Origin of the sequence: Mesorhizobium onobrychidis (genome assembly GCF_024707545.1) — a bacterium.
Classification (GTDB): domain Bacteria; phylum Pseudomonadota; class Alphaproteobacteria; order Rhizobiales; family Rhizobiaceae; genus Mesorhizobium; species Mesorhizobium onobrychidis.
Genome location: NZ_CP062229.1, coordinates 6,045,373 through 6,071,682 on the forward strand (window position 1 = coordinate 6,045,373; position 26,310 = coordinate 6,071,682).

The following is a 26,310-nucleotide window of genomic DNA, read 5'->3' on the forward strand; positions in this document are numbered from 1 at the left end:
GATTGCCATCGAGGCCGCTTATCTCCTGATTAAGCTGTTTCCCAGCCGCCGCCGGCTTGGGCTTCCATGTCGATGTCCTGCATCCACTTCGGCATCTCGGCCTCTTCGTCAGGCATCGGGAAGGAAGTCGGAAAATCCTCGTCGAGGATCCGCGCCGCGCAATCGAGCATGTCGTCATGGGCGCAGACCGGGAACGCCATGTATTCGTCCTGCACGAAGGTGCGGACCAGATTGACCGCCTTGCCCTCGTAGTCGGTCTTGACCACGCTCTCGGGCAGATAGAACTGGCCGCTCTCGAACTTCGGCACCAGGCGCTTGATGCGGTCTTCCTTGGCCATCTTGCCGCCAAGCTCGATGATCTCGAACCGGTAGTTTTCGTCGTCCATCTTGGACTTGTGGTGCTCGATGTCGGCCTGCAGGCCGTATTCTTCGTAGCCGACGCTGCGCGGGCGCCACTGGCGATGCAGGCGGAACAGCGTCTTTTGCCGCTCTGTCAGGTTGAGGCGATCGCGGACCATGTCGAGGACGTAGAAGTTGCCGTCGCCGCCCAGCCCAATCACCAGCATGGTGGTGTAGTCGCTGGTCTTCTTCTTCTTCGAAGCTGGGTCGACCAGGATGTAGACGTTGAGGTTGTGCGCCCTCGTCGCCGGCCAGTATTTGAGCCACTCCTCGCGAAAGCCCTGCTGCCGGTCGGCGGTCGGGTTGAGCAGCATCTGCGCGCCGAAGGTGTACGGGCCCTGTATCCGGCGCTTGTCTGACAGCGCGGTCGACGAGAGCAGCACCGCCTTGGTGAAATCCTCCGAGCCGTCCGACGTGCACGGATGGGTGCGGGCTGGTATGCCGCGCTCGACCATCACCGCATAGGTGTCGAACAGATGGTAGCGGGTGCCGATCGTGCGGACCCAGCCGCCATCGGTGCCAAGGTTGTCCGAGAGCTCCCACGCCGCGGTCGTCTTCAGGATCATGTCGGGCGTGCCGACCGATTCCCTCGTCACCACGTCATCGTAAACCCGGATGAAATAGTGCTTGCCGGTGGGCTGGCCGTCGACCAGGCCGTGCGCCTCGACCGTGGCTTCCTTCGGGTTGGTCTTGCGGATGAAGATCAGGCCGTCATCTTCGGACCATTTCGGCGCGTCGAACTTCGGGTTGCCCCACATCACATCGGGGAACAGCGCCTTGAGGTCTTCGTTGTTCTCGGCCTCGAACTTGATCTGGCGCAGGAAGGCTTTCGCCGTCGGCCGGTTGAACGACAGGATGCCGATCGTGACCTCGCGCCCGCCGTAGCGTTTCTCGGGCTCGTCGCCATGGCTGGCGAGGATATCCTGAAGCGACAGGCCGAAGGTGATCAGCGTCGACTTGTAGTGCTCACGGGCCCACAGATCGAGGTTGCCGTTGGGGTTGCGCTCGACCTCGCGGCAGCGAGCAAACAGCCAGTCGCGATTGATGTCCTTGCGCTTGCAGCCGACGGTGAGCAGGTAGAACAGATCGTTCCGGCACAGCCAGCGCTTCGCCTGCGTCAGGTGGAACTCGGACTTTCGTGCTGCGGCCTCGAGGAATCGGCCGTAGAACTCAATTGACCCGAGGCGTGTCGTCGGAAGAAGCTCGCGGGAGAGCATCGCCGAAGATCTCCGTCAAATCGGTGCGCACCTGGGTGATCTGCACATCGATGTTGTTGATCGTGACGTTGACGGCCGGAGGAACCTTGCCGTCGCCGTCGAACAGCCCGAGGTGCTTACCCATGTCGACCAGCGCCGCGCGCTTGTCGTGAAGCTTGATCTTGAGCCCGCCCTTTTCGGTCTGGCTGATCTCGGAAATGCAACTGGCCGCTTCGTCGGTAAGATCGTCGCTGTTGATCAGCGCGACCTCATTGGTGATGGCAAGCCGCTGCTCGCCCGTCTCTTCATCCTCGACCATCGCTGAGACGTTGGAACGCCAGCGGACGACGTTGCGGATGTCTGAAAACCCGATCTTCGCCAGTTCGGTCAGCACGCGCTCGGCCGTTATGCCGGTGACCAGCGACCGTTTCTGCTGCGCTTCAGCGAGCGCCGCACCTACGTCAACATTGGTCAACAGGCGCTGGCCCTGAGATTTCGCCGTCTTCGCGCTGTAGCCTGCCCTGATGGCGGCCTGCGTCGCGTTGAGGTCGATCAGGTATTCCTCGACGAACCGGACCTGCTTTGGAGTGAGATCAGACACGATGCGTCAGACCACGATGGAGGCTGGGGCGCCGCTGGTGTCGGTCTTGCGGTCGAAGTCTTCGGTTTGCTCGCGCTGCAGGCTCACCTTGCCACGATGCGGCAGATGGTGCACGGCGACGGTCTTGCCGTGTGAATTCATGACGTAGGCGATACCGCCCCACAGGGCCGCGACGACGGTATCCTCGCCCATGCGGATTTCGAGCGAGCCGAGATTGCCTATGGCGGGGTGAACCGTGATGCGGTCGCCCTCGTACAGGTTCTCGATCGGCTGGCCGACGCCGGCGTTCTGGACATGCTTGACTGTGAACATTGGTGCTTCTCCTGTTGCGTGCTGCTGCTGCGAAAAGGCCCCCGCCTGGTTGGCGAGGGCTTGGGATCAACGAACTACGGTTCAGCCGGCCGCGATGTGCGGATCGATGTGATTGAAGGTCACGTCTGCGGCGGTGCGCCATGTGGCGAGCGGGTTGTTGGCGCGGATGTAAGCGGCCTTGTGAGCGTCGGTCGGCGTTCGGATCGCGCTGGCGTCGGCGACGATGGCGACATGGTCGACGATGTAGACGACCACGCTCGACAGGTCGGGAGCCTGCCACGAGACGGCGCTGTAGCGCTCGCCATAGTCGAAGTTCGCGGACGGGGCAGCGAAGAACGAAAGCGCGATGGCTGTGGCCAGGCACGCGAACGGCATAAGCATGCGGGATATTCGCATTGCAGTCTCCATGGGGTTTGAGGCGTTCCGCATGTATGACCCGCACGCGGTCGGGAACTGGTTGCCCACTCGGGCGAATTGTCGGGCTTGTGGCCGCCTGTTGGCGAACCGTGCCGCCGGTTTCGCGTTTCGCCATCCACGCGCCGAACACCGGAAACGGACGTGGTCGCGGCCGGGGGAGTGTGCCGGCGCTCTGCTGATGCTGAAATGGCTTCGCTTCCACCGGGAGAGCGCGCTCAACCCCGATGGGGACAAACGCTAGTCGCTCGGCCCCGAAGGGCTGCGGTCTGGTCAGCAAGTCGTCCCGATCGGAGAATTAAACTGATTTGCGTTGTGCTGCAAGGGTTTGGCTATTCAATGAGCGTGTAGCCGTCCTCGAACTCTTTCGACGGAGACCATGACGCATATCCGCCATCGTACAAGACGAAGTATCCCTTATCGGTGTCGGTGCCGGCGTAGCGCTTGTGCCAGTCATTCGGAACCGCCAAGGGCTTACGACGCTCGTCACCGACAGCAATGATCTTGGTGACGATGCCGGCGTCAGAGAGGATCACACTGGCGATCTTAAAGGCTCTCACCTTCTTGTGGCACTGGTAGCGGGGCATTGCTCGGGATGGGGCGTTATCCATTGGTCGTCTCCAATTCGATGATGGCGCGCTTCAGATAGTTGGCCTGATCGAGGGTTTCCTCGTAGGCGTGCTGAAGCCAGTCGCGCAGGTTGAGATCAGTACGGTCGAGGGTGACGCCGTACTTGGCGATTCCGAGTTCGGAGCGGCGCAGCAGGTCAGCGCGGACCGCCGCGACGACGCTGTCGGTTTGGGGTGCTTCGGTTGCCATCACGCCGCCTCGATGAAGGCTTCCTCGATCCGCGTCACGGTGTCCTTGCCGAACATGCGGTCGATGATGACGCGGACGCAGCCAGGCTTGGTCTTGCCGTCCTTGAACGTCGCCCATGTGCCGGCGAGCGGTCCTTCGTTGATCAGGATGCGGTCGCCGGGCAGATAGCCCTCGCCGCTGCGAGCCTTGCCCTGGTCGAACCTGCCGGCCTCGCACTCGGCGCGCAGCTGCTCGATCTTCGCGTCGTCGACAAAGACCGGGCGCGGCGCGTTGAGCGGCTTCACGATCGCATCGAAGTGACGGAAGTGGCGACGGTCGTGCAGTTTGGTGAAATCGTCGCCGGACAGGCGGCCGAAGAGATAACCCGGCAGCAACGGCAGCCGAACCTCTTTGCGGCGGCCCTTGGTGTGGCGGACCAGCGTCCAGCGGCCATACATTGGCAGGAAATACTCGATCTCTGCCGCCTTCATCTCGTCGGCGCAGCGGATCTCGCCGCGAAACGTCGGGCGGATCACGTACCAGTGTGGGGCTTTCATGAATTTTTCCTCGTTGTTCATGCTGCTGCTTGTGCCTTCGCATCGGGCCAGCGGGATGGCGCCAGGTAACGTCCGCCCTTGACGATCGACTGAACGCCGCGCTCGCCGAAGCGGGAGCGAATGTTGCCGAGCCATGCCGACCACTCCGGCCGGTCGGGGGTGATGATGAACCTTCCCTCGTCGTCGAAGGCCGGCGAGCCGTCGAGCTCGGCGAACAGCCGCTCGCGCAGATACGTGACCATGCGCGGCGGCTTCTTGCGGCAGGCCATCAGCTTGCGATAGTTCGCAGCCTGGGCGATCGCCGCGGCGCGCGCTTCCTCCGAAAGGTTGCGGAAGATGCCGGCGCAGTGGTGACGATTGTCGGGACGAAGCAGGACAGGCCACTCTTCCCAAAACAAATTGAAATCCCCCTCCCACGGCGCGCTCGCGCGCTCTGGTGGAGTGGTATTGGAATAGTCTGGACTGGTAGGCGGAACGTCCTTCCGGTCCTTGGCGGAACGTGGTTCCGGTGCTTTGGAATGAGGTTCCGGTGCTTCGTCAGAAGGTGCGGAACGTGGTTCCGGTCCTTTTCCAACATCTTGTGGGTCCGGCCAAAGCGCGGAATATTCATAATTTTTCCATTTCTGGCCGCGAAACCCGTGCTCCTGACGCTTCAGCCAGCCCTTTTCGACGGCGATTTCTGTGTGCGTTCTGACCGCCCGCTCGGTCAGGCCAGTCGCCTTGGCGAGGTCATCCTGCGTCGGGTAGCAGCCCTCGCCGACTTCGTTCATGAAGCACGACAGCGTCAGCAAGACATGGCGGGTCGTAGCCGGAAGGTCCGACTGCGTGATCGCGTGCCGCCATGTCCATGCGCGGCTGCTCATGCCTGGTCCTCCATCATCCGAACAAGGCGAGTTGCGCCGGCGGAGCCTCGGCCGGCAAGGCGAGTTGCGAGAGTGCGAACCGCATACGCCGCCTGTAGCGGCACAACGCCGTTGCCGAGCATCCGAAGTCGGTCCACGCGAGCAACGTCCAGCCGGGAGGCCAGCCCATCAGCCACTCGACGAAAAGCGGGTTCAAGCTCCGGCGCTCTTTCGAGTGCGGCTTGCCAGTTTTCACTGTCACTTGGGCCAGGGGGGAATAGATAGCCTGCGCCTGCCCCGTGAGCGTCAACGTCTGTTTCGTCTGCTGCTTGTTGGCGTTCTGCCACTGGCCGCCCTTCTCGCCCTCGATGGCTCGTGGTGTCGTCCATTGATGAGCCTGGGAAGGCAGCGGCAGACCCGTGTGGTTGCGAAAGCTTTGGTTCGGCCCGCCCTTCTCGCCGTCCGTCGCGCGCGGCGTCGACCAGAGCATCGCCGCCGTTGTAAGCGATTGCTGGTTCTGGTCGGATGCCATGCCTTCCGGCCGGCGCTGGAAGCCCTGCCGCGGCTCGCTCGCCGCGACTGTCGGCCACTGCGAGGATGAAGATGCGCTCGCGCTCGTGGCTCGCGCCGACTTCTGCCGCCGTGAACAGTCCGCCCTCAACCGAGAAACCCAGCTTGCGAAGGTCTCGCCATACCCTTTCGGCGCCAGCGATGTCGTCATCCCCCGGCGAGAGCATGCCGCCGACATTTTCGATGAGGACGAACCACGGTCGTGCCTGGACGATGATGCGGCGGGCCGGCGACCAGAGATCGCGCTCGTCGAGGCTGCCTCGCTTCTTTCCGGCAAGGGAATGAGCCTGGCACGGGATGCCGCCAATGAGGCCGTCCACGCATCCACGCCAGCGCCGGCCGTCGAAGGTTCTGGCATCGCTCCAAATAGGAGCTTGATGCAGGAGTCCCGCTTCCATCGCTGAAACCAGTTGCGCGCAGGCGAAAGCTTCCCTCTCCACGAGCACGACGCTGCGAGCGCCTGGAATTGCCAGTCCGACGCCGAGATCGAGTCCGCCGCCGCCGGTGCAGATGGAGAGGATGTCGAGACGTTCGGGACGTAGAGCCACATGGTTCAAGCCGCCCTCCCCGCTTCGACATCAACAGCGACGCGGTAGTCTTCCTCGATCGTCCGGAGGATGATGACCTCATGGCGCTTGGCCTCGACCTCGTAGTCGGGGCGCTTGTCGCGGCCGGTCGAGAACTTCTCGAGCCATTGGTTCTTGGCGACGATCATCTGCCGGATGCAGTGGAGCTTGATCGCGTAGGTGATGGGTTCGCTCATGCGGCTTCCGCCGCGCAATGAAGGCCGCACTCGACGTCGTGTTCTTCGAGGTCGAACTCATCGAACATATCGGGAGAACGACGGACCTCCTCGACCAAGGCTGCGACACTGTCTCGCTTGTCGAACCAGCCCCGTTCCTGTTTACCCCTGTGGCGGCTCTCATTTTCGGACCACCATTGCGCCCGGCTGGGGTCATCGCGAATGATGCGCTTGCGGATGCCCTTGCCTTTCAAGAAGCAGAGGTCGCAATTGCCCTCATAGTCGCGCAGCCCCAAGTCAAAACCTTGTGGCAACGGGCCGGTAAGGTTGAGCGGGTCCGTGTTGTCGCCCAACCAGAACCGCATGACATCTGGCTTCGTCACCTTGGCCCTTGCCAGTGGGAATACCACTTGACGCGGGGGTACACGCGGGACTTGGACACCTTTCTTTTTGATGAAATTGGCGTTTTCCAAAGCCTTCAGGATGCGATGGCCCTCGTCGTTGCGAAGGCCGATAACCTCGGCGTAGTGGCCATCCTTGAAGCCAATCGAGCGGGCGAAGGCGAAGAGCGTCCTGACTTTTAGAAATTCGGTGCACCAGCGCTCAAACGAGTTTGGGAGCCGCTGTTTCCAATCGATTAGAGCCTTGAAAGGCTCGCCATCCCTAGAGGCGCTGTTGAACCCGACTTCCTCGAAGGCTGGCACGCCCTTGCGCCACTCAAGCCAATGAATCTTGACGCCCCACCGGCTTCCGCACTCATGGACGAAGCGCAACGTCTCCTCGCGCTCCTTGCCGGTGTTGGCAAAGGCGACGACGACGTCGCCGGGCAGCTTGCCGCCATGTGCCCGCAGGATATCATGCAGCATGAAGGCGCTCGTGCGCCCGCCAGAGAACGAGATCAGCGCCGGGCCGGTGATCAAGTAAGGGTTCATGCGGCTTCCTTGTTCTTCACCAGCCGCGCCTGGTGGCATTGGCAGTAGCTCTCAAGCTTGCCGACCGGCATGCCGCAGACCAGCGACTGGCTGGTTGCCGGGGTGTTGAGGCTCATGTCGACGGGCCAGCGGCAGCGATCGAACAGACAGTCGACGAAGCGCATGCCGACCAGGTGCGGCTCTGCCGTGCGTCGCGGATGGTATGTTGGCGGCGATCGGTATTCGAAGGTGGCGGGTGCCTGCTCGGTATCGAGGGCGGTGACGGCCTGGGCATGGATGCGGCCTGGAAGTTGGTAGGGCGATGGTTTCCAGCCTTCCGGCTTGGCCTTCTTAGGCCGCCCGCCCTTCCTGCCAGCCTTGGGACCGGGCAGCCCGATCTTGTTCAGCGTCTTGTTGCGGTGGACGATGCCGATGATCGCGTTGCGCGAGACGTCCCTGCCGTGCGCGGCGCTGAACTCGGCGGCGATCTTCAACGCCGACAGGCCCTCTTTCAGCCATTCCTCAATACTGACGATTTCAGCGTCGGTGTAGCCTCTTATGCCGGTGCTCATGCTGCGCGCTCCGCTGTTGGTGAAAGGCCGCCGATCCTGCGGCGAGCAATCTCTGCGTATTCGGGGTTTAGTTCGATCAGCGTGCAGTCATGCCCGAAGCTGGCAGCGACGATAGCTGTCGTGCCGGACCCTCCGAACGGGTCGAGGATCTGAGCCGGGGCGCGTCCGTAGACGTCGCAGATAGGGCCACAGCCACGCGCGGCGCCGCAGCAAGCACAGACTGTCGGTGGTGCACCGGCGCCGATGCATCGGCGGGCGAGCTCGCGGGGGAATGTGGCGAAGTGCGCTTCGCGGAACCCCTCAATATTGAAGGTCCAGACGTTCCGGCCGTTGCGCATCTCGGGAACGTAGGTTTCCACCCATGTCCCTTCGCGGTTCTGACCGGCAGTGCTACCCTTCGCTGGCTTGTACTGGCCGTCCTTCCGTCGAGCGTGAGCGCCGCCGGTGACGGGCTCTTTCAGCGCTTCCGGGTTGAAATAGTAGGTTTCGCTCTTGGTGAGCAGCCAAATCTTTTCATGGACAGCAGCGGGGCGATCGGCGATCGATTCGGGCTTCGGGTTGGTCTTGTTCCAGATGATCTCCGAACGGACCCACCAACCATCGTCCTGCAGGGCAATCGCCAGGCGGTTGGGGACCATGCACAGGTCCTTTGGCTTCATGAACCCGCCGGCAACGATGCGCCCGCCGCTCTCGATATGGGATTGCCGATCACCTGAAGAGAACGCGCCCCTCGCCTTTGAGTGCTTCGGGTCATAGATCGGCCCGATCGTCGAGAACGGCTTGTCGCGAAACGTCCGGTCGTCGTTTTCAACATCGACCGCGGCGCGCCCGTTTGGCGTTGTCGCGTAGCAGTCGCCGTAGTTGATCCACAGCGTGCCATGCGCCTTCAGGACGCGGCGGACCTCGCGGTAGACACGCACCATCGTATCCAGATGCTCGCCGAGCGTCGGCTCGAGCCCGATCTGGCCTTCGATCCCATAATCCCGGAGCCCCCAATAAGGAGGGGAGTTCACGACACAGTCGAAACTGTTGTCCGGCAGCTTTCGGAGTTGCTCGAAGACGTCGCCTATCAGGATCTGTACCGCCATCAGCCGGCAGCCCCTACCGAGCGCCGCCGAGATGGTGCCGCCGTGCCCGTCATGACGCTGCGCAGCCGACCAAAGGCGACATTCTCGATCTGGCGCACGCGCTCCTTGGAGATGCCGAGCAGACCGGCGAGGGTTTCCAGCGTCGAGCCTTCCTCGGACAGCCAGCGGGCTTCGATGATCACCTTCTCGCGGCCCTTGAGCTTGCCGACCGCGCCGGCGAGCTTTGCCGACAGGCGCTCGCCGTCGATCGCGGCCTCAGTGACCGCGTCGGGCAGTGGCGCGGTATCCGGCAGGATGTTGGCGTAAGCCTGGCCTTCGCCGTCATTCATGCGGTTCGTCGCGTCGATCGAGTGTTCATGCACGATGCGATGGCCTTGAAAGAACATCGCCCTGGTCTTGTTGGTGAGCGGCGGCTTGACCGCCGTCGTGCCGCGAAGGACGGCGTCGGTGATTTCGTGGCGGACCCACCATTGCGCATAGGTGGAAAAGCGCAGGCCGCGCTCGGGCTGGAATTTCTTGGCCGCGATCATCAGGCCGATATTGCCTTCCTGAATCAGGTCTTCGCTCGGCACCGGCGATCTGGCGAATTTCTTGGCGATGCTGAGGACAAGCGGCCGATGCGCCTCGACGATCTGGTGCAGCGCCGCCTCGTCGCGATGGTCGCGCCAGCGGATGGCGAGCGCCTGTTCCTGCTCTCGGGTCAGAAAGGGTTTTGAGCGGGCCTGGGCCATCAGAACCCCCTCGGCGGGACAAAAAGGCAGATGGTCTTTCCGTCGGCCGCGCCAGCCCGGGTGCAGTGGTGAAACCTGCCGTCAGGGCTGGGCTTGACCTTCGGGTCTGTCATCGGGATGAGTTCGCCGGTGAGGCGGATTTCGTAGCCGCGGGCGCCCTCGATGATGGCGGCGTCCTTGACTTCGCGGCAGTCGTAGCCGCTGCAGCATGAAAATGGATACGTCCAGCCTTGCGGCGCTGCCGCCGTCGGCGTGGCCTCATGAGGTTCCGCTGGCCGTGTCCCGAAAACGATGGCCAGCCCGACCAGGCCGACCCACGCCACAAGACCGAGCGTTGTGAACGCGACGGCCTTCGTCGATATCATCCGCATCTTCGTCCCCGTATTGTCCCTCGACGAAGCGCCGCGCCTCGCCATCCAGATCCCCGCCCGCCTTTTCCATGCGGGCGAGGATGTCTTTGATCGATCCGATCACGGGGCGCCGTAGAACACCGGCTGGCCGGTGGCGTCCGACACGGCCGAGACGACGCTCTGGAACGCAGCCTGCTCGCCGATCTGGCGGTTCATGATTGCAATCTTGAAGGTCAGTTCGCCGCGGTCGATCTTGTAGCGAAGCCGTGCCTGGAACTGCCGGACCTCGCCGCCCTGAAACACCGGGCAGACGATAGTGATCAGGTCTGGAACGGTGATCTTGCCGTTCTTGGTCGAGGTCTGGTCGGTTTCCTCGTAGCCGATCGAAACCGTACCGTCGGCAAGCTTGGTGCCCTGCTTGAACTTGACCTCGCGCTCGACCTTCAGTTCGGCCGCGATCTCGAGCAGCGCGCCGCCTTCGGGTGCGGCGATCGTGTAGAGCATTTCCTCGAGCAGCACGGCGAGATCGGCCTGCTTGATGTTCTGGCCGTCGACGGCCCGCCAGCGCGCCCATTCGATCGTCCACGGGCACGGATGCGCGACGCGGTGCGTGGTGTAGTCGGGCCGGCCGAGCGTATCCTTGGCCGCATCCTCGCCGCCTGCCTGGTTGCTCGTCGAACCATGATGGTAGTCGATGACGGCAGTCATCAGGTTGGTCTTGAGGTCGGCGAAGATCACCGATGCGCCAGTCTTGTAGCGGTTGATGTAGTTGACGAAGCTCTCGGCGTCGTCCATGCGCGGCGTCGCCTTGATGCCGGTCAGCGGCGGAAGCAGCGGAGCCACCTTTTCGAGCTCGAAGCCCTCGGGAATAATGAAGCCAAAGCCGCCGTCCGGCAGCGTGATCTGCCTTGGCGTGACCAGCCCCATGCCGGCGCGGATCGCCGCCGCTATGGCGCCGGTGTTCTGTGCGTTGTCAGTCTCGAAATCCATATTTTCCTACTCCTGCGGGTTTCTGCGTCGGTTGTTGAAGTCCGCCTCGACGACGACGGGAATCTCGGGCTGACGCGGGTCCTTGCGCGTGAACTCGTTTTCGTCCTGGTCGAAGAAGAAGATGCTCTCGACGCGCGGCGGCTGCGGCACGGAGAACTTGAGCTCCGAGCCGAAGATGAAGGCATCACCCTTCTTTTTCAGCTTGAGCTTGATGGTGATCTCGCCGCTGCCGCCATGCTGGTCGATGGCGTTGCGGATCTCGGCGAGCGCGTCTTCGGCGTCGTCGACCAACTTCTTGCGGTCGGCCTCTCGGATAATCTGGATGAGTGATTTAATGGTAGCCTCCTATCGATTTGCGGGGGTGGAAAAGGCGCGTGACGGGGACCATCCGCGACGGAGGCGGGTTGCCAGTGTCTGGTAGTTGATGCCGCACAGTTCGGAGATTTCGACCAAGGACCGCAGCGCGCCGCTGTAGAGAAATACGGCGTTGGATCGCGTGTTCCTCTGCTGTTCGGTCCTAGTCGCCCACCGGCAGTTCGAGGGCGAATACGGCCCGTCGTTGTCTTCCCGGTCCAGCGAATGACCGGCTGTCGGCCGCTCGCCCATGTCATCGCAAAAGCATTCGGCACCGGTCCGACCGGCTTCGCCAAAGCGCCAGCGGTCACAGACCGTTATGCCCCGTCCGCCATAGTTGGCGTACCTTGGGTTCTCTGTGTCGAAGCAGCGCCCGATCGCATTTTGCAGGATGGAGTAGCGGGCATCGCGGGACAGACCATCGACAGTCTGTCGCTCAATTAATGCATCGCGCTTGAAGCAACCGCAGGACAGGGTGTGGCCGCTCACAACCGATGACCGGCGAAGCGTTATCTTCGAGCCACACTCGCAAGAGCAGGCGACCATATGGTGGCCGCCACGGCTTCCGAGTGCTTCGACGATGGTAAGCCTGCTTAACGTCAATGCCGTGTTCCTCTTTCACGTTGAACCGGCATCGAAGGTTGCCGGATTACCTCACCAGTGTGGCCCGCTCGGACGTCAGCCGGGTCAACTCCTGATCGATCTCGACGAGGCGTTCAGCCTCGACGGCCCGATCGACCCACTCAGCCGGTCGCCTGACCGCCGCCTTGAACAGCGACGGTCCGTACACACACAGCAACAGGGAGAAATGCTCGGCCGACGGGCGTGATCGTCGCTGCAGCCAGTTGTCGACGCTGGCACTGGAAATGCCGGTCATGGCTTCGACGTGATAGCCGGTCGAGGTCGGGAATTTGCACCGAAGCCAGCCGATGAGGCCGGCCAGGTCGAACAACTCTGCGGGAAGGTTCCCGCAAGTCTGCGGATTGGATTGGGCAGATATGAACACGGTTTCGCTCCACGATTGATCTCGTGGATCCTCGCGGTTCGAAATCACCCGAAGCGAAAAAAGCGGCGGGTTCTGGTTGGCAGCAACGCGGGAAACACGGGACTGCCATGCACGTAACGGATGCATGGGTATGGCCTCCAAGAACAGGAACAACAGTTGGATGGCGATGGAGAGGTTCGGTGATATTGCGATGCGCATTGTCAGAAGGTGCGCACCGCAGGACGAAAACAAGGACTTCAGCCGGGAGTCGTCCCCTCCTCTGGTTGAAGGTGGAAGCGGGAACGCCGGAGTGACAGGGGTTGGTCAGCGTCTCGGCGTTCCCGCGGACTCCTGCCGTCGCGGGCGGTTGGGCGGGGGGATGCGGCGGCAGGAATGACATCACGACTTGGCCTCCATGGCGGTCGTGCATTTGTGGCAGTGCACCCGGCCGTAGCCGGCGCACTCCGAAGGGTTGAGGCAATGTGGACGCAGCGCGGCGATCGACTTCGCCAAGCCTACCTTCAGGAAGGCCGGGACATCTGCGTCGGATGTTTTGGTGACGGCTTGCCCGGCATTGCTCCCGACATGACTACCCGGCTCTTCGCCGACCTGACCGACGAGGCTATTGGCACCCTCGCTTTTAGCGCTGCTCGGTGCCGGGCTTGGCTTGGGCTCGCCGTCGTGAGCCCCCGAAAGGGACGGGTCAGGTTTAATTTCGGAATTGGTTGCGTCGGTACCGCCGCCGACGCTCAGCCTACTTGCCTCTCCCGTCATGGGGGCGCCCTCAATGGCGCTGGTCCCACCGTTGTCTTCGGAGGCTTTCGCTTCGGGAATGGTGGCCGTGCTCTGGTCGCCAGACGGCACGGCATCGTCTGCTTGGGTCTGCGACGGAATGGCTGCGGAGGACGGAAGGTTCGAGCCGTCGCTCTCGCCTTCCTGACTATCCTCCGGGTGGAATGTCGACAGACTGGCTTGGAAAGGACCGTCGCCCTCCGCACTGTCCCCGTCTACCACCATGGACGCCGGTTGAGCCGTTTCCGGCTGTTCGAAGATCTCGCCCGTCTCAGCGTCGTGAGGCGGCAGGTCGGACGCGATGTTGGTGTGCTTCATCATGATGTCGGCGCCGCCATCGGCGGGCTTCCCGACAACCTTCAGGTCTGGCTTTTTGCCTTCGCCCCTCGTGCGCGCATACGCATGCGTATGCGAGGGCTTGGCAGCTGCTGCATCGTAAGCGGTCCGATAGAGGTCGAGAATCGCGTTGCGCTCGAGCATCGCGGCCTCGCCGTCCTTGGCCTTGCGGCGAAGCTCAGTGACCAGAGCGCCGACAGCAGTGCGATCAAAGCCGACACCCTTCAACTCGGCGTAGACTTCCTTCACGTCGTCGCCGATCGTGTCCTGCTCTTCGCGCAGCCGGAGGATGCGATCGACGAAGGCGCGCAACTGGCCGGCAGCGACGGTTTGCGATGTGGTCGTCACGTCGTCTGCTCCCTGTGTGATTTTGGGTTTGCGGCTCATGCTGCCTGCTCCTGGGATGGCGCGGTCGGCTTGTCGCGGCGACGCGACATCATGAAGGCGCGGATCTCCAATTCGGTCTCGGGCCAGATGCGGCCGCCATTGCGGAGCCGTTCGACCAGCCGGCCATTCTTGGCCGCCAGGATGCCGAACCGGTACGCGGACAGGCCGGTCTCGGTCATGAAAGTTTCGATTTCGGAGATGAGCGATTTAGCCATGCCGCGAGAATTAGCACGCTTTAGCGTACGCTGTCAACACGGTTGGAGCGAACGAAATAAAGTGCACACGCTTCGGCGTGAATTTGATTATAGATAATGAATGACTAACGATGATGATGAATGGTGGGGACGGCTACGGGACGCGATCGAGACAGCCAAAAATGGCGGGCGGTCGTACCGCGAAATCAGCCTCGAGGCCAAGCAGGGCCGCAACTATGTGCAGCAGATGATGAAGAACGGGAAGGCGCCGGGGGCCGATGTCGTCGCCAAGCTGTGCAAGGCGCTCGGCGTCAGCATAACCTATATTTTCACAGGGGCTCGAATGACGGCAGAAGCAGAAGAGATGCTGGTTCTGTTTTCGCGTCTCGACGAAGAGGCGAAGGACAGCCTTCTTGGTTTGCTGAAGAAGATGCCTTCAACGCCGCCAGACGACGAAGCTCCACAAGGATGATTTGCTGATCCCCTGGCTGAAGTCGCGTGAACAACGCAAAGGCTTCTAATGTCTTTTTCATGCTTTCCCCGCCAGACGGCCAAAACCGCCGCTTGTAACCGGTTCTCGCCCGGTTTCATATCGTTTAAGTGTCCAAACTAGACAGTAGGTCGGCCGCCCTTTTGATCGCGGCGATCAGCGTCTCAAAGAAGGCTGGCTTCCGCTCCGGTGAAATCATGATCGGCACGGTTCGATGCCCGATTCGGATGACATTCGCCCGCCCCTGAGCCTTGAGCTCATTGACGTGTCGATGGACGGTCGTCCTGGGGATAAGCGTGAGGGTGGCGATGTCGCTTACGGAAAGCGGGCGCCCCTCGTATTGGCCCAGATGGATGGCAAGGATGATCCATGTCACGTCGACAGGATCCCCCTCCTCTATCCATGCGCTTCTTATTTCGAACATGAAGCGAAGCACGACCGCCCTGCGGCGGCGTTCGCTGGGCGATACGTTCTGCACGCACCTTCCTCCACAATCCCAGCCGTTCAACAGTAAACGGAATCGGCCGGTTCCTACGCTCATTCTAATGTACCGAACTAAATCGGTTCGTGCAAGAAATTTTGCACGCCATGGCGTACGATTTTTTGCGATGCCCGTTGACGTGTACGCTATGGCGTGCATAATGGCTCCACACAACGGAGCCGGACATGAACGCTATCGCCGCCCAGGTCACACTGCTTTCCCAAACGCTGGCGAAGTGCGCCGCGCCGTCCATCAACATCGCTCCGAGCGTCATCGACTTCGGGCAGCAGAAGGCCGAACGCCTGACAGCGATGGCCCGTGCCGCCGGGAAGATTTCCGCATCGGTCCATGGCGGCAACCGCTTCGCGCAGATGCTAAACCCTGCCGACTTCGCGGTGCTTAAAGCCTTCGTCGCCTATGCCGATGGTGAGTTCGCGCTGTCGCAGGTGACGCGCCGCGACGACCTCGTCGACTTCCAGCACAGCCCCGACGGCTATTCCGACTATCGCGATAGGGAGAAGCTGTGATGAACCTCCCCGGCTACGACGCTTGGAAGCTGATGTGCCCCGAAGAGGAGCACGAATCCAGAGGCGGCAAGATCTGCCCTGAGTGTGGGGCCTGGCACCAATCGCAATGCGACATGGAAGGCGCAGGCGTCTGCGCTTGGGAAGAGAGCCAGCCGGACCCTGACGCACTCATGGAGGCGCGTCGCGACGATCGGGAGCGCGAGCGCGACTGGCCGGAGGACATTTTCTGATGAGGTTCGATGGGAAGCGTTACCGTGACTGCCGTTTCTGCCGCGGCAGAGGCTGCCTCTACTGCGAAAGTGAGGCGAACGCCGAATACAAGCGTCAGTTTCCGGACGGCCCAAAGCCGATTGCCACCTTCGACATGACGACGCCGGAAGGCATCGAAGCGGCACGAAAGGCCATCGGGCGCGAGGCGATCGAGAAGGCGTTCGGACCCGGTGGCGGCGGCATAGCCGAGTTCATCACGAACATCGCGAAGCCGGTGCAGCCATGAAATCTGACCTCGTCGACATTGCCATGGTGCGACATGCCGAGACGGATAAGGCGGTCTTGGTGTCGGAGACGGCACACCGCGCGGATGCAGTCTGGCTGCCGAAGTCTCAGATCGAAATCAGCAACGACGGCCACAAGAATTTCGTGACCATCACCATGCCCGAGCGGCTTGCCCTCGATAAGGGGCTGATCTGATGACCGCGTCGCGCGACAACGGTGGGCCGGCCTTCCCTTCTACGGAAGATCACCCGTCCTACGATCTCCCGATGCACTGCTTTGGCATGAGCCTTCGTGACTGGTTCGCTGGGCAGGCGCTTGCGGGTGATCTCGCAGCAACGCCGAATTGCCGCCCGTCGATCATCGGTAGCGCCGAGCGGGCCTACGCCTACGCCGACGCCATGCTGGCCGAAAGGGCAAAGCCGTGAGCGCCTGCCGCTGCAAAGACCGCCCGTCTGGCGGATTCCTCTCCGGTGATCTCGCCATGGCGGCAATCGTCCTGTGGTCGAGCGGGCAGTTCTGCACCGCTGATATCTCCAACCTTCTGACCGTCGGCGAGGACCAGGTCGACCGCACCATTCGTGCGGCGCGCGACACCGCCCGGCAGAACGACAGGAAGGCCGCACGCGCATGACCGAACCCAGCATCATCGACGCCCTGGCGACGTGGTCGGAGTGGCACGCAGATGTGCCGCCGACCGGCTCGACGGGCTCCTACGCGGTCGACATGCAGATCGCCGACGCCTTCCGCATGATGATCTACCTCGGCGACCACACGCAGCGCCTGCGCTGGATCGAGCGCGAGGCCAGCGACCCGAACGACCAGCGCGTCGGCGAGCCCTACCGGGCCGCAATCATCGCGTGGTGGCTCGCAATCTACGACGACAGGAAAATCAGGAGGATGGCGGCATGACCGACTTTTACGCCTATTGGCGCGAAGAGCTTGTGAACCCGGGCTGCAACGCCCGCGACACCGATCGCCGCGACCTCGCCGGCTTCTACCGGATGAATGCCGCCAAGACCAAGCCGGACTATCCGGTGGCGATGTGGATGAACGCCGACGACACGTTGCTGTTGCTCAAGATCGGGCGACAGAAGCCGATCGAGCAAAAGACCGACAAGTTTTGGGATTTCGAGGGCTCCGGCTGGTTTCACTGCGTCGCGGTCGAGCACGCCGAATATCTGAAGGCGTTCGAAACCGGCGAATGGAGCGACGGCAAGCCGGCGCGCAAGGTCGAGAAGGTCGTAGAGCCGCCCAAGGAGCCCGAACCGGCGCCAGCGCCGCAGGAAGTCGCCAACGCGCCATCCGTGCGCGTGCCTGGCGTGCCTGTGGCCGCTGGCGACAATGGCGGGCCGCCGCTCGGCCATGACATCGCCGAACAGGTCAAGGCCGAGAACGCGCTGCTGCGCACACTGACCGCCAAGCCGGTCACCGACAAGGATACGGCCGAGAAGGTTGGCGAGTGCGTCAACCGGCTGCGCGCACTGAAATCGCGCGGCGAGAAGGAACATGAGGTCGCCAAGAAGCCTTGGCTGGAAGGCGGGCGCATCGTCGATGCTGCTTTCAATCCGTCGATCAAGGCGGCGGCCGACGGCATAAAGCTCGGCGCCGACAAGGTGACGAATTTCCTCAAAGCCGAACAGGCGCGCCTCGAGGCCATCGCGATCGAGGAGGCCGCGGTCAAGCAGGCCGAATTGAACAGGCGGGCCAAAGAGCAGGCCGAACTCACCGCCACGCCGATCGAGGAGATCGAGGTCAAGCAGGTCCAGCCCAAGCAGGTCCTCGCCAAGGTCGGCGGCGCCGCCGGCCGATCGCTGACTGCCAACCAGCGCCGCTACTACAAGGCGCAGATCACCGACTTTTACGCGCTGCTCGACGCGCTGAAGGACGAACCCGGCATTCGCGAGGCCGTCGAGGTCCTCGCGCACCGCCTCGCCAACACCAAGGACGCAACAATCCCGGCCGGAATGAAGGTCGTGGAAGATCGGCATGAGGAGGCCGCGTGATGGCAAAGTTTCGCAAACTCGACCGCGTGTCGATCCAAGGCGTGATCAACGGCAACTACATCCACGAAGGCAAAATCAAGGTTCGGATCGAGCCGTACAGCGACATTTTTGTCGAGATTTCAGACCTCACCATGGTTCGCCCTGACATCGTCGTCGGCGACACAGTGTGGCGCCCCGATAAGTCTACCACTCATGCAACGGTGCTGGCGACCATCGACGATCATCTTTGGGTGTCGTTCGGCGACGGCAATTACGCGACTTGGTATGCGCCGCAGGTGCAGCGCCTCGATCTCGATGCTGCGCCTGCCGAGATGGAGCCGCAGCCGATCGCGCCATCTACCGAGCCTGTCGAGCCACCACCTGACCCGGCACCTGTCGCCGCGACGGACCCCGACGACGATCTCCCTTTCTGAACTTTCAACCCCGCCCACAAGGGCCATCAGGAGCAGCCGCATGACCAAATATGCAATCTTCGACGTCGAGACAAACGGGTTCTTTCGCTACAAGGATGCCGACGGCAAGCCTGTGCCTGCCGATGATCCGAGCCAGCCGCGGCTCGCTGAGCTCGGTGTCATCCTGCTCGACGAAAACCTTGTCGAGGAACGCGACGTGCGGCTCTACGTGAAGCCGGACGGCTGGGAGATGACCAGCGAGGCGACCGCCGCCAATGGCCTGACCACCGGGTTCCTGGAAGAGAACGGCGTACCGGTCGCGCAAGTACTCGATGAGTGGCAACGGATCATCGACGAGGGCTACGTCGTCGTCGCCTACAACGCTCAGTTTGATTGCAAGCAAATGCGCGGAGAGCTCCGGCGCGCCGGCCGCGACGACATGTTCGAGCGGACGCCCAACATCTGCCTGATGCGGTCCAGCATGAAGCTTGGCGTCAAGAAGGCGAGCGGCAAAGGCGGCTTTCCAAAGCTCGATGACGTCTGCGTCCACTTCGGCCTTGTGAACGATGCGCCGCACTCTGCCGGCGGCGATATGCGGGTCACCGCCGAGATATTCAAGCGGATGCACGCGGCCGGCCAACTGCCCGAGCCGGCGATCCATTACGCGAAAAATCATCCCGACCAGGCTGCCGCCTGAAACCCGCCACTGCGAGAGGAACCGCAACAATGAACGCCGTCACTGTCCTTCAGCCTTCCCGCTTGCCGATCGCCGCGTCGCTCGCCAAGGAGTTCGAAATCGGGGCCGCTGAGTGGCGGGTTCTCGTCGACCAGATATTCCCGGCGGCGCAGACCGTCGAGGCCATCTCCATGGCGCTATCCTACTGCCGCGCCCGCAAGCTCGATATCTACAAAAAGCCGGTACACATTGTGCCCATGTGGTCGGCAGCGCTCGGCAGGATGGTCGAATCGGTTTGGCCTGGAATATCCGAGATCCGCACCACGGCGGCGCGCACCGGCGACTATGGCGGCATAGACGAAGTGATCTTCGGGCCGATGATTGAGCGTGAGTTCACCGGCGAAAAGGACAAGTGGGAGAACAAGCGCAAGGTCGGCACCGAGACCGTCACGAAGAAGGTCCGCTATCCCGAGTGGGCGAGTGTCGTCGTCTACCGCTGGGTCCATGGCGAGAAGGCGGCGTTTCACACCAAGATTTTTTGGGAAGAAACCTACGCCTCGCTCGGCAAGATGGAGGTTCCCAACGACATGTGGGGCAAGCGCCCGCGCGGCCAGCTGGACAAGTGCGTTGAGGCCGCCGCGCTGCGCAAAGCCTTCCCCGAAGAGGTCGGCTCGATGTACGCGGCCGAAGAGATGGAAGGCCGCACGCTCATCGAGCATGAGGCAACGATGCCGCCTGCGCCGCCGCCAGCGCCTACGGCGAAGATCGCCGCGCCGACCGAGAAACCCGTCGAGATCGATGGCGAGGTTTTCGACGGCGAGACTGGCGAACTGGTCGAGGAAGAGATCGTCGCACCGCCACCGCCGGCCGCCAAGAAGGCCGCAACGGCGCCGGCCAAGGCCGAGTTCGCCAATCCCGACGACATGCTGAAAGACGCCGAAGAGCGGTTCAGCAAGGCCCAGGACGAAGGCGATTGGGGCGAGGTCCACTCCGAGTTTGTCCACCTGCAGGAGACGCTGTTTCCGCCAGATTGGGACCGCCTGGTTTCGATCATGTCGCGCCACTTCGACCGGGTGAGCATGAGCGAGGAAGAGCGTGCTGCCTTGAAGCAGCACCCGATCAACGGGGGCTGACATGGGAGAGATCACTGCAATCTCGTGGTGCGACCACACCTTCAACCCGTGGATCGGCTGCACGAAAGTCTCGCCTGCCTGTGACGGCTGCTATGCCGAAGCGATGATGGATAAGCGCTATGGTCGCGTCCAGTGGGGCGCGCCTGGGCAAGGCAACGGGACGCGCGTCCGCACATCGGCCGGCAACTGGCAACAGCCGATTCGGTGGAACAAGAAGGCCGCCGCTGACGGCACCCGGCCATTCGTGTTCTGCTCCTCGCTGGCCGACGTGTTCGATAACCAAGTGCCGACTGCATGGCGTACCGATCTGTTCGAACTGATCCGAGCAACGCGAAGCCTCGTGTGGCTTCTGCTCACAAAGCGTCCGCAAAACATCGTTCGGATGTACGGCTCGGCTTTCGATCTGCCATGGCCGCGCAACGCGGCGATCGGCACGACGGTCGAGGATCAGAAGCGGTTCGATATCAACGTGCCGGCGCTGCGCGATGCGGGGCTAGAACTGCATCCGGCATTCGCGTTTCTCTCCTGCGAACCGCTTCTAGGGCCGATCGGCGGCGACATCGACGGAATCGATTGGGTCATCACCGGAGGTGAGACCGACCAGGGCGGGCACAAGGCGCGGCCGACGCATCCCGACTGGTTCAGAGACATCCGCGATCAATGCGCGGCTGCCGGCGTGGCCTACCACCACAAGCAGAATGGCGAATGGGCACCAGGAGAATGCGCCGATCACCGGCCGACCAGGACCGAGGAAGTCGCGGAATACTACGACGACAGTTGGGGTCAGCCGGCGCATTGGGATTATGGCCGAGTCACGCCGCGACGGAGCGAGGAGATGCACCGCGCCGACGAGCCTGATGTTTACCGCCTCGGTAAGTCCCGCTCCGGTCGCCTGCTCGACGGTGTCGAGCACAACGCCAGACCGGCGGTGCCAGCATGAGCGGCTCCGCGCAATGCCCGCATCTGGATTTCCAGTTCAACGTCAAGGTCGCCCGGATCGAGGACGACACGATCAAGCAGGCCGACATCACCGGCAAGTGCATGAACTGCGATCAGCCGCTCGTCTTCCGCTGCGACCTGCCCATGGGCGTCAGTTGGACGCATCCGACGCTGTCGGTCGACGCGCAGGAGCTTCGGCTTCCTGTGCTCGTGCTCGGCGACGAGGTCGACGAGAAAAAGAAACGACCAAGCTTCAGCGTGAGGGAAATCCGATGACCTATGACGAGGCCGAGAAGATCGTCGGCGCGATCAATTACCGTGCGTTCTTTGCAATGGGTCTGGCGGAGCCGTCGAAGGTCGGCTCGCTCGAAGGCGTTTCGCTGGCGCAAATGGTCGAGGCCACAGCCGTGGTGAAGGCAGAAAACCGGCGTGCCGAAACCCACGCCAAGGAACATGGCGGTGGATACACGAGTTGCGTGGTGCCTGCCGATCGGCTGATCGCTGCCGCCTATGTGCTGGAGAACTACGATCCCGACGGCGAGGCGATCGTCATGAGCCCCTATTCGGGATGGCGCGGCAATGTGCGGGCGCTTGGCGTCACGACTCTGACCATCAAGCCAGAGGAATCAGCATGACCCCAGCATCAGAAAAATTCTTCGTCGGGTTTTTTGGAACTCTTCTGCTGGCAGTTGTCGTCATCATGATCGTTACGGCTCAAATGTGGCTTTTCACCACATTCGGCCCAATCGCAGGAACCCTCGTCGTGGTCTTGGCAGCCGCTTTATTCGGTGGGTTCATGCACGCAAGCACACCTGAAAAGGACGAGAAGCCATGAAAGCGCTGACCATCTTTCAGCCCTGGGCTACGCTGATAGCGATCGGCGCAAAGCCCTATGAGTTTCGTGGTTGGCAACCGCCTAAGTGGCTGATCGGCCAGCGCCTCGCCATCCACGCCAGCGCGCGCCCGATCAAGGCGAGCGAGATTCGAGCTCTCATTCGGGCTCTGCACGGCGACGAGAACATGACCAATCCGTGCCTGCGGAAGGATGTGGCGCTGCCTGTGCTCGAGCGTGTGCTGGACGCTCTCAAGAAATCGCCTGACACGCTGTTCGGCACAAAGGAGGGGCTGACGTTGCCTCACTCCTGCGTCGTCTGCACGGCGGTAGTCGGCGAACCGAAGCGCGGCGATGCCTGTGCCGTCGAATTTGGCGACAACGCAGGTAACGACAGCGACCGCGACGGCACGTTCAATTGGGGCTGGCCGATGCTGGACATTCAGCCGGTTGCCTCGATTCCCGCGCGCGGAGCGCAAGGTCTATGGGATTGGCGCGAATGACCTCCAAAGCCGCCTTCCGCCACGACGTCATCGCCGGCATGCACTGCCTGGTGCCCTGCGACCTCGACGGCGTCGAGATGCTCCAAGCCATGAAGCGCGGCAAGGAGGTCCTGACCGAGATCCACACCCCGCGAAACGTCCGGCATCACCGGATGCTCTTCCTGCTGATGCGCCACGTCATCGACGGCGGCGCATGGGAGGGCGACGAGGAAACCTTGCTCGACTGGATCAAATACGCCACCGGCCATGTCAAGACCTCGATCGACCACATGGGCAATCCGCATTACGTGCCGAAGTCGATCGCCTTCGTCAGCATGGACCAGGCGGCGTTCCTGCGGTTTTTCGAGCGGGCCGTGTTCGCGATCTGCCACCGCCTGCTCGGCGACGGCGAGAATTGGGAAAAGCTCCGCGACCAGATCATCGAGATTGTCGACGGCCGGTTCACCAGCCAGGCCAACCACATGGGACGGGCTGCAGCGTGAGCCGCCGCGAATTTTCCCGCAAGGTGAAGCAGGCCGCGCTCGCTCGCGCCGCCGGCAAGTGTGAGAAGTGCACCGCGGCGCTTAAGCCGCGCGAGGGCGAAGTTGATCACATCCTGCCCGACATTCTAGGCGGGGAGCCGGTGCTGGCGAACGCACAGGTTCTTTGCAGCGTGTGCCATGCCGAGAAGACGGCAGACGACATCCGCCGCACCAGGAAGGCTGATAGAGCGCGCGACAAGGCGTCTGGTGCCATCCGTCCGAAGCAGTCCATCCGATCCGCTCCATTCCCAAAACCCGAGAAGCCAGCACCGAAGGCCATGCCTGCCCGTAGGTCGCTCTACACCGCGAGGACATCGCCATGACCGACCCGACATCTGCCCCCTCTGAGGGAAGCCTGAACCCGGCAGGATTGGCCGCCGCAACATCAGCCGTCACCGCCGAGATAGACCGATATTGGCAGGATGACACCGTAGAGGCCGGGCACGACCTCATCGCAGAAAAGGCCATCCGCGCCTATCTCGCCGCTCTCGCATCACAGCCTGTTCCTGCTGTGGCGAAGGGGTGGCGCTGCTTTCATTGCGATGAGGTGTTCACCAACGAACGGTGCGCCCGAAACCATTTCGGCCGTGACGAGATGTGCGAGCCGGCGTGCCAAATCCAGATGGGGGCGGAACGCAGCCTGTTGTCCGCACTTCGCCGCGCTGAAGACGACTGCAACGAAATGATGCAGCGCATGGAGACGGAAACGACCGACGGCGCCAAGGCATACTACGCGCAAACGTCACGGCATCAACAGCAACTTCGCACGATCGAGGAACTCGGCTATGAGCGCGGCCTTCGTGACGCCGCCCTCGCCCCTGCTGTAGCGGTGAATGGGTGGTGCCAGCCGTTGAAGAACGGTGAGCACCAGCCGCGCCAATTCATCGTCTATTATGAGGACGCGAGAGTTGGGATAGCAGCTTTCGAAAATGAGGCCGACGCCCGAGAGCATTGGGAAAAGTCCAATCTAAACTGGAACTGCTACCTGTTCGGTGCGCTTCCTCTCGCCGCCTCTAATTCTGGGAGCGGGAGATGAAATATCCAGGCATCAAACGAGCCACACTTGAAATCGCCTATGATAACGGCGGCATCAATCGCATGCGGTCTGAGAAGAAGATGCTCGGTGAACTAGCAAGGTTCCTTGAGCGGCAACCCGAAGAGATTCTGCCGGCAATCGACGAATGGTTGTCGGCTCTCTCGGATGACGATCTCCAAACCGTCTGCACGGGCGAACACTACGAAATGGAAGCTCTGCTGAAAGACGCACCGCCGTTCACCGACCGACTGCTGAACGACTATTTCGATGAGGTGTGTTGATGACCGGCGATACATCCCCGTCCGATCGCTGCGCGAAGCCTGGTTGCGGTGCGCTGAAAAGGATAGGCAACCCCTGCACCGATTGGGATTGCCCGCAAAAATATGTGACGGCCGCTGACTACCGCACCCTGCAAGACCACATTGCCGCCCTTGAAGCTGAAATAGCTCAATTGCGGGATGGGTCGATCAAGTTTGCGATCACCAATGCAACGCTCAGCGCACGATGCGCGGAACTCGAAGCGCGCGCCCTCAAGGCTGAGGCGGATCATGAAACGCTGTCCGGCATCATTTGTGATCTGTTCCAAGAAGACAAGCATTACGACGGATGCCTATTCAAGGAGAACCGGAATTTCCCTTGCCAGTGCGGTTACAATGATCGAATGGCGAAGTACCAGGCCGCAGTCCGTGCCGCTAAAGAACACGCCGCCGCCCGTTCCCTTGCATGGAGGGCAGAGTGACGCGGGCTGACCCGATCGCATATCCGCCGCGTGGGCTGTCTCGAGATGAAGCAGCGCGCTACATCGGCGTTGGCGCAACCAAGTTCGACGAGATGGTCAAGGACGGCCGGATGCCGAAGCCGAAGCGCTTGGACGGCCGAACTGTGTGGGATCGCGTGGCAGTAGACCTCGCTTTTACCGATATCCCCGAAGATGGCCACAAAAATTTCTTCGACGGCCTCTATTCCGTGAAATAGATGGCGCGCTATGGTCCCCGCCATGAAGCATCCAGACTACCCCGGCGTTTCCGACATGACGACGCGTCATGGCAAGATACGCTGGCGCCTGCGCAGAAGCGGCAAGAAGGACGTTATGCTGCCGGGCACGCCGCATACCGCGGAGTTCGACGAAGCCTATGACAACGCCATCCTTGGACGGCCAGCGCCAGTTGTGCAAATGCCCGGCAGCGCCAGTCCGAAGAGCCTCAAAGCCGCCTATCGCCTGTTGAAGAAGACCGATGAATGGCTGGTGCTTGATGACAAGAGCAGCACCCGCTACCAGCAGACGATTGAGCGCATCCTATCGATGCCGGCCGGCGGCAAGACCGTTCTCGGTGATGGCCCCGTGGAAGATCTGAAGCGCTCCCATGTTAAATCGATCCTGTCCGCCTTCCGCGACACGCCGCACATGGAGCGTATCGTGCTGATCTGCCTTCGAAAGCTGATCATGGTGGCAATCGACGAAGAATGGATAGAGGTCGATCCGACCTACAAGATGACGCGGAACCCACAGACCGATGGTCACAAAGCGTGGCCGCTCGAGATCATGGCGAAATACGAGGCCAGATGGGGAGTCGGCACCCGGCAGCGCACCGCCTATGCCTTGGCGCTTTGGCTTGGCAATCGCGTTAGCGACATCACCCGGCTTCGCTGGGATCACCAAACAACGAAGCACATTGCAGCCGACGGGGAAATCCACACCGTCGACGGCTTCGAATTTGTCCAGTTCAAGGGGCGCAAGCGGGGGAAACAGATGTTCCTGCCAATGACCCCGATGCTCACGCGCGAGCTGGCGCCGCTGGCGCGTGACCCGGAAAAGACGGTTCTGGTGTCGTCGCGCGACAAACCTTACACAGACGGGTCCCTAAGCACAGCCATGGCTGACTGGTGCAGGGAAGCCGGGATCGCACCAGGGTACACCATGCACGGCCTGCGCAAGGCCCTTGGCGTCAAGTTGGCCGAGTCAGACGCATCGACGCGACAGTTGATGGAAATGCTCGGCCACAAGAACATCGCCTACGCCGAGCTCTACAGCCGGGAAGCCTCACAGACCAGGCTTGCGGTGCAGGCCATGGAGAAGGTAACGAAGATCGAGGAAGCCCGGCGCCGGCCGAAGATCTCGGCCGTGGAATGACCGCTGGAAACCTGTTTTGGAACCCTTTTG

At 62.1% G+C, this 26,310-nt stretch carries 46 protein-coding genes and 1 pseudogene; 24 read left to right on the top strand and 23 right to left on the bottom strand.

Translation table 11 applies throughout. From position 1 onward, the window contains the following. Window positions 1-29 precede the first annotated feature (29 nt). From IHQ72_RS29840 to IHQ72_RS29945, 22 genes and pseudogenes are all read right to left on the bottom strand, one after another. Window positions 30-1,616 carry a hypothetical protein gene (locus IHQ72_RS29840; RefSeq protein WP_258119114.1) on the bottom strand — a complete coding sequence of 529 codons (1,587 nt, stop codon included), beginning with the start codon at window positions 1,614-1,616 and terminating at the stop codon, window positions 30-32. Beyond that, window positions 1,570-2,196: a terminase small subunit gene (locus IHQ72_RS29845; RefSeq protein WP_258119115.1), complete on the bottom strand. Its 627-nt coding sequence runs from the start codon at window positions 2,194-2,196 to the stop codon at window positions 1,570-1,572. Before IHQ72_RS29845 ends, IHQ72_RS29840 begins: the two co-directional genes overlap by 47 nt. Window positions 2,197-2,202: 6 nt before the next feature. After that, a complete protein-coding gene (locus tag IHQ72_RS29850) occupies window positions 2,203-2,508 on the bottom strand; it encodes a hypothetical protein (protein ID WP_258119116.1) in 306 nt (101 codons plus the stop codon). Window positions 2,509-2,589: 81 nt separating this feature from the next. Continuing rightward, entirely contained in the window at window positions 2,590-2,904 is a 315-nt protein-coding gene (locus IHQ72_RS29855; protein WP_258119117.1) for a hypothetical protein, read from the bottom strand. Between the two features lie 350 nt (window positions 2,905-3,254). Further along, entirely contained in the window at window positions 3,255-3,533 is a 279-nt protein-coding gene (locus IHQ72_RS29860; RefSeq protein WP_258119118.1) for a hypothetical protein, read from the bottom strand. Beyond that, window positions 3,526-3,741 (bottom strand): hypothetical protein, encoded by a 216-nt coding sequence (locus tag IHQ72_RS29865; protein ID WP_258119120.1) that lies wholly within the window; start codon window positions 3,739-3,741, stop codon window positions 3,526-3,528. The genes IHQ72_RS29860 and IHQ72_RS29865 overlap by 8 nt, the downstream gene beginning before the upstream one ends. Continuing rightward, entirely contained in the window at window positions 3,741-4,277 is a 537-nt protein-coding gene (nusG, locus tag IHQ72_RS29870) for a transcription termination/antitermination protein NusG (protein ID WP_258119122.1), read from the bottom strand. The genes IHQ72_RS29865 and nusG overlap by 1 nt, the downstream gene beginning before the upstream one ends. Window positions 4,278-4,294: 17 nt before the next feature. Further along, window positions 4,295-5,140, bottom strand: coding sequence for a helix-turn-helix domain-containing protein (locus IHQ72_RS29875; RefSeq protein WP_258119124.1), 846 nt, complete (start codon window positions 5,138-5,140; stop codon window positions 4,295-4,297). A gap of 13 nt (window positions 5,141-5,153) precedes the next feature. Beyond that, a complete protein-coding gene (locus IHQ72_RS29880; RefSeq protein WP_258119126.1) occupies window positions 5,154-5,651 on the bottom strand; it encodes a hypothetical protein in 498 nt (165 codons plus the stop codon). Between the two features lie 106 nt (window positions 5,652-5,757). Next, window positions 5,758-6,237 (bottom strand): annotated as a pseudogene (locus IHQ72_RS37240) (DNA cytosine methyltransferase); the annotation flags it as partial. A 5-nt stretch (window positions 6,238-6,242) separates the two neighbouring features. After that, window positions 6,243-6,452 (bottom strand): hypothetical protein, encoded by a 210-nt coding sequence (locus IHQ72_RS29890; RefSeq protein ID WP_258119130.1) that lies wholly within the window; start codon window positions 6,450-6,452, stop codon window positions 6,243-6,245. Then, on the bottom strand, window positions 6,449-7,363 hold the full coding sequence (locus tag IHQ72_RS29895) for an adenine nucleotide alpha hydrolase family protein (protein ID WP_258119132.1): 915 nt from the start codon (window positions 7,361-7,363) through the stop codon (window positions 6,449-6,451). Before IHQ72_RS29895 ends, IHQ72_RS29890 begins: the two co-directional genes overlap by 4 nt. Further along, complete coding sequence (locus tag IHQ72_RS29900; RefSeq protein WP_258119134.1) at window positions 7,360-7,914, bottom strand: GcrA family cell cycle regulator; 555 nt, start codon at window positions 7,912-7,914, stop codon at window positions 7,360-7,362. Before IHQ72_RS29900 ends, IHQ72_RS29895 begins: the two co-directional genes overlap by 4 nt. After that, entirely contained in the window at window positions 7,911-9,002 is a 1,092-nt protein-coding gene (locus tag IHQ72_RS29905) for a DNA-methyltransferase (RefSeq protein ID WP_258119135.1), read from the bottom strand. The genes IHQ72_RS29900 and IHQ72_RS29905 overlap by 4 nt, the downstream gene beginning before the upstream one ends. Continuing rightward, window positions 9,002-9,733 (bottom strand): sigma-70 family RNA polymerase sigma factor, encoded by a 732-nt coding sequence (locus IHQ72_RS29910; protein ID WP_258119136.1) that lies wholly within the window; start codon window positions 9,731-9,733, stop codon window positions 9,002-9,004. Before IHQ72_RS29910 ends, IHQ72_RS29905 begins: the two co-directional genes overlap by 1 nt. Beyond that, on the bottom strand, window positions 9,733-10,098 hold the full coding sequence (locus IHQ72_RS29915) for a hypothetical protein (protein ID WP_258119137.1): 366 nt from the start codon (window positions 10,096-10,098) through the stop codon (window positions 9,733-9,735). The genes IHQ72_RS29910 and IHQ72_RS29915 overlap by 1 nt, the downstream gene beginning before the upstream one ends. A gap of 105 nt (window positions 10,099-10,203) precedes the next feature. Continuing rightward, complete coding sequence (locus IHQ72_RS29920; protein ID WP_258119138.1) at window positions 10,204-11,073, bottom strand: DUF2303 family protein; 870 nt, start codon at window positions 11,071-11,073, stop codon at window positions 10,204-10,206. A gap of 6 nt (window positions 11,074-11,079) precedes the next feature. After that, window positions 11,080-11,364, bottom strand: coding sequence for a YfdP family phage-associated protein (locus tag IHQ72_RS29925; RefSeq protein ID WP_258119139.1), 285 nt, complete (start codon window positions 11,362-11,364; stop codon window positions 11,080-11,082). Between the two features lie 54 nt (window positions 11,365-11,418). Then, window positions 11,419-11,916, bottom strand: coding sequence for a hypothetical protein (locus IHQ72_RS29930; protein WP_258119140.1), 498 nt, complete (start codon window positions 11,914-11,916; stop codon window positions 11,419-11,421). Window positions 11,917-12,076: 160 nt separating this feature from the next. Next, window positions 12,077-12,433 (bottom strand): hypothetical protein, encoded by a 357-nt coding sequence (locus IHQ72_RS29935; RefSeq protein ID WP_258119141.1) that lies wholly within the window; start codon window positions 12,431-12,433, stop codon window positions 12,077-12,079. Window positions 12,434-12,811: 378 nt separating this feature from the next. Further along, entirely contained in the window at window positions 12,812-13,927 is a 1,116-nt protein-coding gene (locus tag IHQ72_RS29940) for a DUF2312 domain-containing protein (protein WP_258119142.1), read from the bottom strand. Further along, on the bottom strand, window positions 13,924-14,106 hold the full coding sequence (locus tag IHQ72_RS29945) for a hypothetical protein (RefSeq protein WP_258119143.1): 183 nt from the start codon (window positions 14,104-14,106) through the stop codon (window positions 13,924-13,926). The genes IHQ72_RS29940 and IHQ72_RS29945 overlap by 4 nt, the downstream gene beginning before the upstream one ends. A gap of 136 nt (window positions 14,107-14,242) precedes the next feature. On the opposite strand from IHQ72_RS29945, the gene IHQ72_RS29950 reads away from it, so the two are divergent. After that, window positions 14,243-14,593: a helix-turn-helix domain-containing protein gene (locus IHQ72_RS29950; protein ID WP_258119144.1), complete on the top strand. Its 351-nt coding sequence runs from the start codon at window positions 14,243-14,245 to the stop codon at window positions 14,591-14,593. Window positions 14,594-14,717: 124 nt separating this feature from the next. On the opposite strand, the gene IHQ72_RS29955 is transcribed toward IHQ72_RS29950, so the two are convergent. After that, window positions 14,718-15,152 (bottom strand): MarR family transcriptional regulator, encoded by a 435-nt coding sequence (locus IHQ72_RS29955; protein ID WP_258119145.1) that lies wholly within the window; start codon window positions 15,150-15,152, stop codon window positions 14,718-14,720. 125 nt (window positions 15,153-15,277) lie between these two features. On the opposite strand from IHQ72_RS29955, the gene IHQ72_RS29960 reads away from it, so the two are divergent. The 23 genes from IHQ72_RS29960 to IHQ72_RS30070 are packed head-to-tail and all read left to right on the top strand — an operon-like array spanning window position 15,278 to window position 26,280. Further along, entirely contained in the window at window positions 15,278-15,619 is a 342-nt protein-coding gene (locus IHQ72_RS29960; RefSeq protein WP_258119147.1) for a hypothetical protein, read from the top strand. Beyond that, window positions 15,619-15,849, top strand: coding sequence for a hypothetical protein (locus IHQ72_RS29965; protein WP_258119149.1), 231 nt, complete (start codon window positions 15,619-15,621; stop codon window positions 15,847-15,849). Before IHQ72_RS29960 ends, IHQ72_RS29965 begins: the two co-directional genes overlap by 1 nt. After that, window positions 15,849-16,115: an Ntn hydrolase family protein gene (locus IHQ72_RS29970; protein WP_258119150.1), complete on the top strand. Its 267-nt coding sequence runs from the start codon at window positions 15,849-15,851 to the stop codon at window positions 16,113-16,115. The genes IHQ72_RS29965 and IHQ72_RS29970 overlap by 1 nt, the downstream gene beginning before the upstream one ends. Continuing rightward, a complete protein-coding gene (locus IHQ72_RS29975; protein ID WP_258119151.1) occupies window positions 16,112-16,309 on the top strand; it encodes a hypothetical protein in 198 nt (65 codons plus the stop codon). The genes IHQ72_RS29970 and IHQ72_RS29975 overlap by 4 nt, the downstream gene beginning before the upstream one ends. Beyond that, complete coding sequence (locus IHQ72_RS29980) at window positions 16,309-16,539, top strand: hypothetical protein (protein WP_258119154.1); 231 nt, start codon at window positions 16,309-16,311, stop codon at window positions 16,537-16,539. Before IHQ72_RS29975 ends, IHQ72_RS29980 begins: the two co-directional genes overlap by 1 nt. 56 nt (window positions 16,540-16,595) lie before the next feature. Continuing rightward, the gene (locus IHQ72_RS29985) at window positions 16,596-16,745 is read left to right on the top strand and encodes a hypothetical protein (RefSeq protein ID WP_258119156.1); all 150 of its coding nucleotides are present in this window, start codon (window positions 16,596-16,598) and stop codon (window positions 16,743-16,745) included. Beyond that, window positions 16,742-17,023: a hypothetical protein gene (locus IHQ72_RS29990; RefSeq protein WP_258119157.1), complete on the top strand. Its 282-nt coding sequence runs from the start codon at window positions 16,742-16,744 to the stop codon at window positions 17,021-17,023. The genes IHQ72_RS29985 and IHQ72_RS29990 overlap by 4 nt, the downstream gene beginning before the upstream one ends. Next, entirely contained in the window at window positions 17,020-18,117 is a 1,098-nt protein-coding gene (locus tag IHQ72_RS29995; RefSeq protein WP_258119158.1) for a hypothetical protein, read from the top strand. The genes IHQ72_RS29990 and IHQ72_RS29995 overlap by 4 nt, the downstream gene beginning before the upstream one ends. Next, a complete protein-coding gene (locus tag IHQ72_RS30000; RefSeq protein ID WP_258119159.1) occupies window positions 18,117-18,530 on the top strand; it encodes a hypothetical protein in 414 nt (137 codons plus the stop codon). The genes IHQ72_RS29995 and IHQ72_RS30000 overlap by 1 nt, the downstream gene beginning before the upstream one ends. A 40-nt stretch (window positions 18,531-18,570) precedes the next feature. Next, window positions 18,571-19,206 carry a 3'-5' exonuclease gene (locus IHQ72_RS30005; protein WP_258119161.1) on the top strand — a complete coding sequence of 212 codons (636 nt, stop codon included), beginning with the start codon at window positions 18,571-18,573 and terminating at the stop codon, window positions 19,204-19,206. Between the two features lie 29 nt (window positions 19,207-19,235). Beyond that, window positions 19,236-20,318, top strand: coding sequence for a phage recombination protein Bet (gene bet, locus IHQ72_RS30010; protein WP_258119162.1), 1,083 nt, complete (start codon window positions 19,236-19,238; stop codon window positions 20,316-20,318). Window position 20,319: 1 nt separating this feature from the next. Continuing rightward, window positions 20,320-21,258: a phage Gp37/Gp68 family protein gene (locus IHQ72_RS30015; protein ID WP_258119164.1), complete on the top strand. Its 939-nt coding sequence runs from the start codon at window positions 20,320-20,322 to the stop codon at window positions 21,256-21,258. Beyond that, window positions 21,255-21,533 (top strand): hypothetical protein, encoded by a 279-nt coding sequence (locus tag IHQ72_RS30020; protein ID WP_258119166.1) that lies wholly within the window; start codon window positions 21,255-21,257, stop codon window positions 21,531-21,533. Before IHQ72_RS30015 ends, IHQ72_RS30020 begins: the two co-directional genes overlap by 4 nt. Continuing rightward, the gene (locus IHQ72_RS30025; RefSeq protein ID WP_258119168.1) at window positions 21,530-21,892 is read left to right on the top strand and encodes a hypothetical protein; all 363 of its coding nucleotides are present in this window, start codon (window positions 21,530-21,532) and stop codon (window positions 21,890-21,892) included. The genes IHQ72_RS30020 and IHQ72_RS30025 overlap by 4 nt, the downstream gene beginning before the upstream one ends. Next, complete coding sequence (locus IHQ72_RS30030; RefSeq protein WP_258119170.1) at window positions 21,889-22,092, top strand: hypothetical protein; 204 nt, start codon at window positions 21,889-21,891, stop codon at window positions 22,090-22,092. The genes IHQ72_RS30025 and IHQ72_RS30030 overlap by 4 nt, the downstream gene beginning before the upstream one ends. Further along, on the top strand, window positions 22,089-22,592 hold the full coding sequence (locus IHQ72_RS30035) for an ASCH domain-containing protein (RefSeq protein WP_258119171.1): 504 nt from the start codon (window positions 22,089-22,091) through the stop codon (window positions 22,590-22,592). The genes IHQ72_RS30030 and IHQ72_RS30035 overlap by 4 nt, the downstream gene beginning before the upstream one ends. Next, a complete protein-coding gene (locus IHQ72_RS30040; protein WP_258119172.1) occupies window positions 22,589-23,074 on the top strand; it encodes a DUF1367 family protein in 486 nt (161 codons plus the stop codon). The genes IHQ72_RS30035 and IHQ72_RS30040 overlap by 4 nt, the downstream gene beginning before the upstream one ends. Then, on the top strand, window positions 23,071-23,436 hold the full coding sequence (locus IHQ72_RS30045) for an HNH endonuclease (RefSeq protein ID WP_258119173.1): 366 nt from the start codon (window positions 23,071-23,073) through the stop codon (window positions 23,434-23,436). The genes IHQ72_RS30040 and IHQ72_RS30045 overlap by 4 nt, the downstream gene beginning before the upstream one ends. Beyond that, window positions 23,433-24,149: a hypothetical protein gene (locus tag IHQ72_RS30050; RefSeq protein ID WP_258119174.1), complete on the top strand. Its 717-nt coding sequence runs from the start codon at window positions 23,433-23,435 to the stop codon at window positions 24,147-24,149. The genes IHQ72_RS30045 and IHQ72_RS30050 overlap by 4 nt, the downstream gene beginning before the upstream one ends. Then, entirely contained in the window at window positions 24,146-24,430 is a 285-nt protein-coding gene (locus IHQ72_RS30055) for a hypothetical protein (protein WP_258119175.1), read from the top strand. The genes IHQ72_RS30050 and IHQ72_RS30055 overlap by 4 nt, the downstream gene beginning before the upstream one ends. Further along, on the top strand, window positions 24,430-24,888 hold the full coding sequence (locus IHQ72_RS30060) for a hypothetical protein (RefSeq protein ID WP_258119177.1): 459 nt from the start codon (window positions 24,430-24,432) through the stop codon (window positions 24,886-24,888). Before IHQ72_RS30055 ends, IHQ72_RS30060 begins: the two co-directional genes overlap by 1 nt. Further along, entirely contained in the window at window positions 24,885-25,124 is a 240-nt protein-coding gene (locus IHQ72_RS30065) for a helix-turn-helix transcriptional regulator (protein ID WP_258119178.1), read from the top strand. The genes IHQ72_RS30060 and IHQ72_RS30065 overlap by 4 nt, the downstream gene beginning before the upstream one ends. Window positions 25,125-25,146: 22 nt before the next feature. After that, window positions 25,147-26,280 carry a tyrosine-type recombinase/integrase gene (locus IHQ72_RS30070; RefSeq protein ID WP_258119179.1) on the top strand — a complete coding sequence of 378 codons (1,134 nt, stop codon included), beginning with the start codon at window positions 25,147-25,149 and terminating at the stop codon, window positions 26,278-26,280. Window positions 26,281-26,310 lie beyond the last annotated feature (30 nt).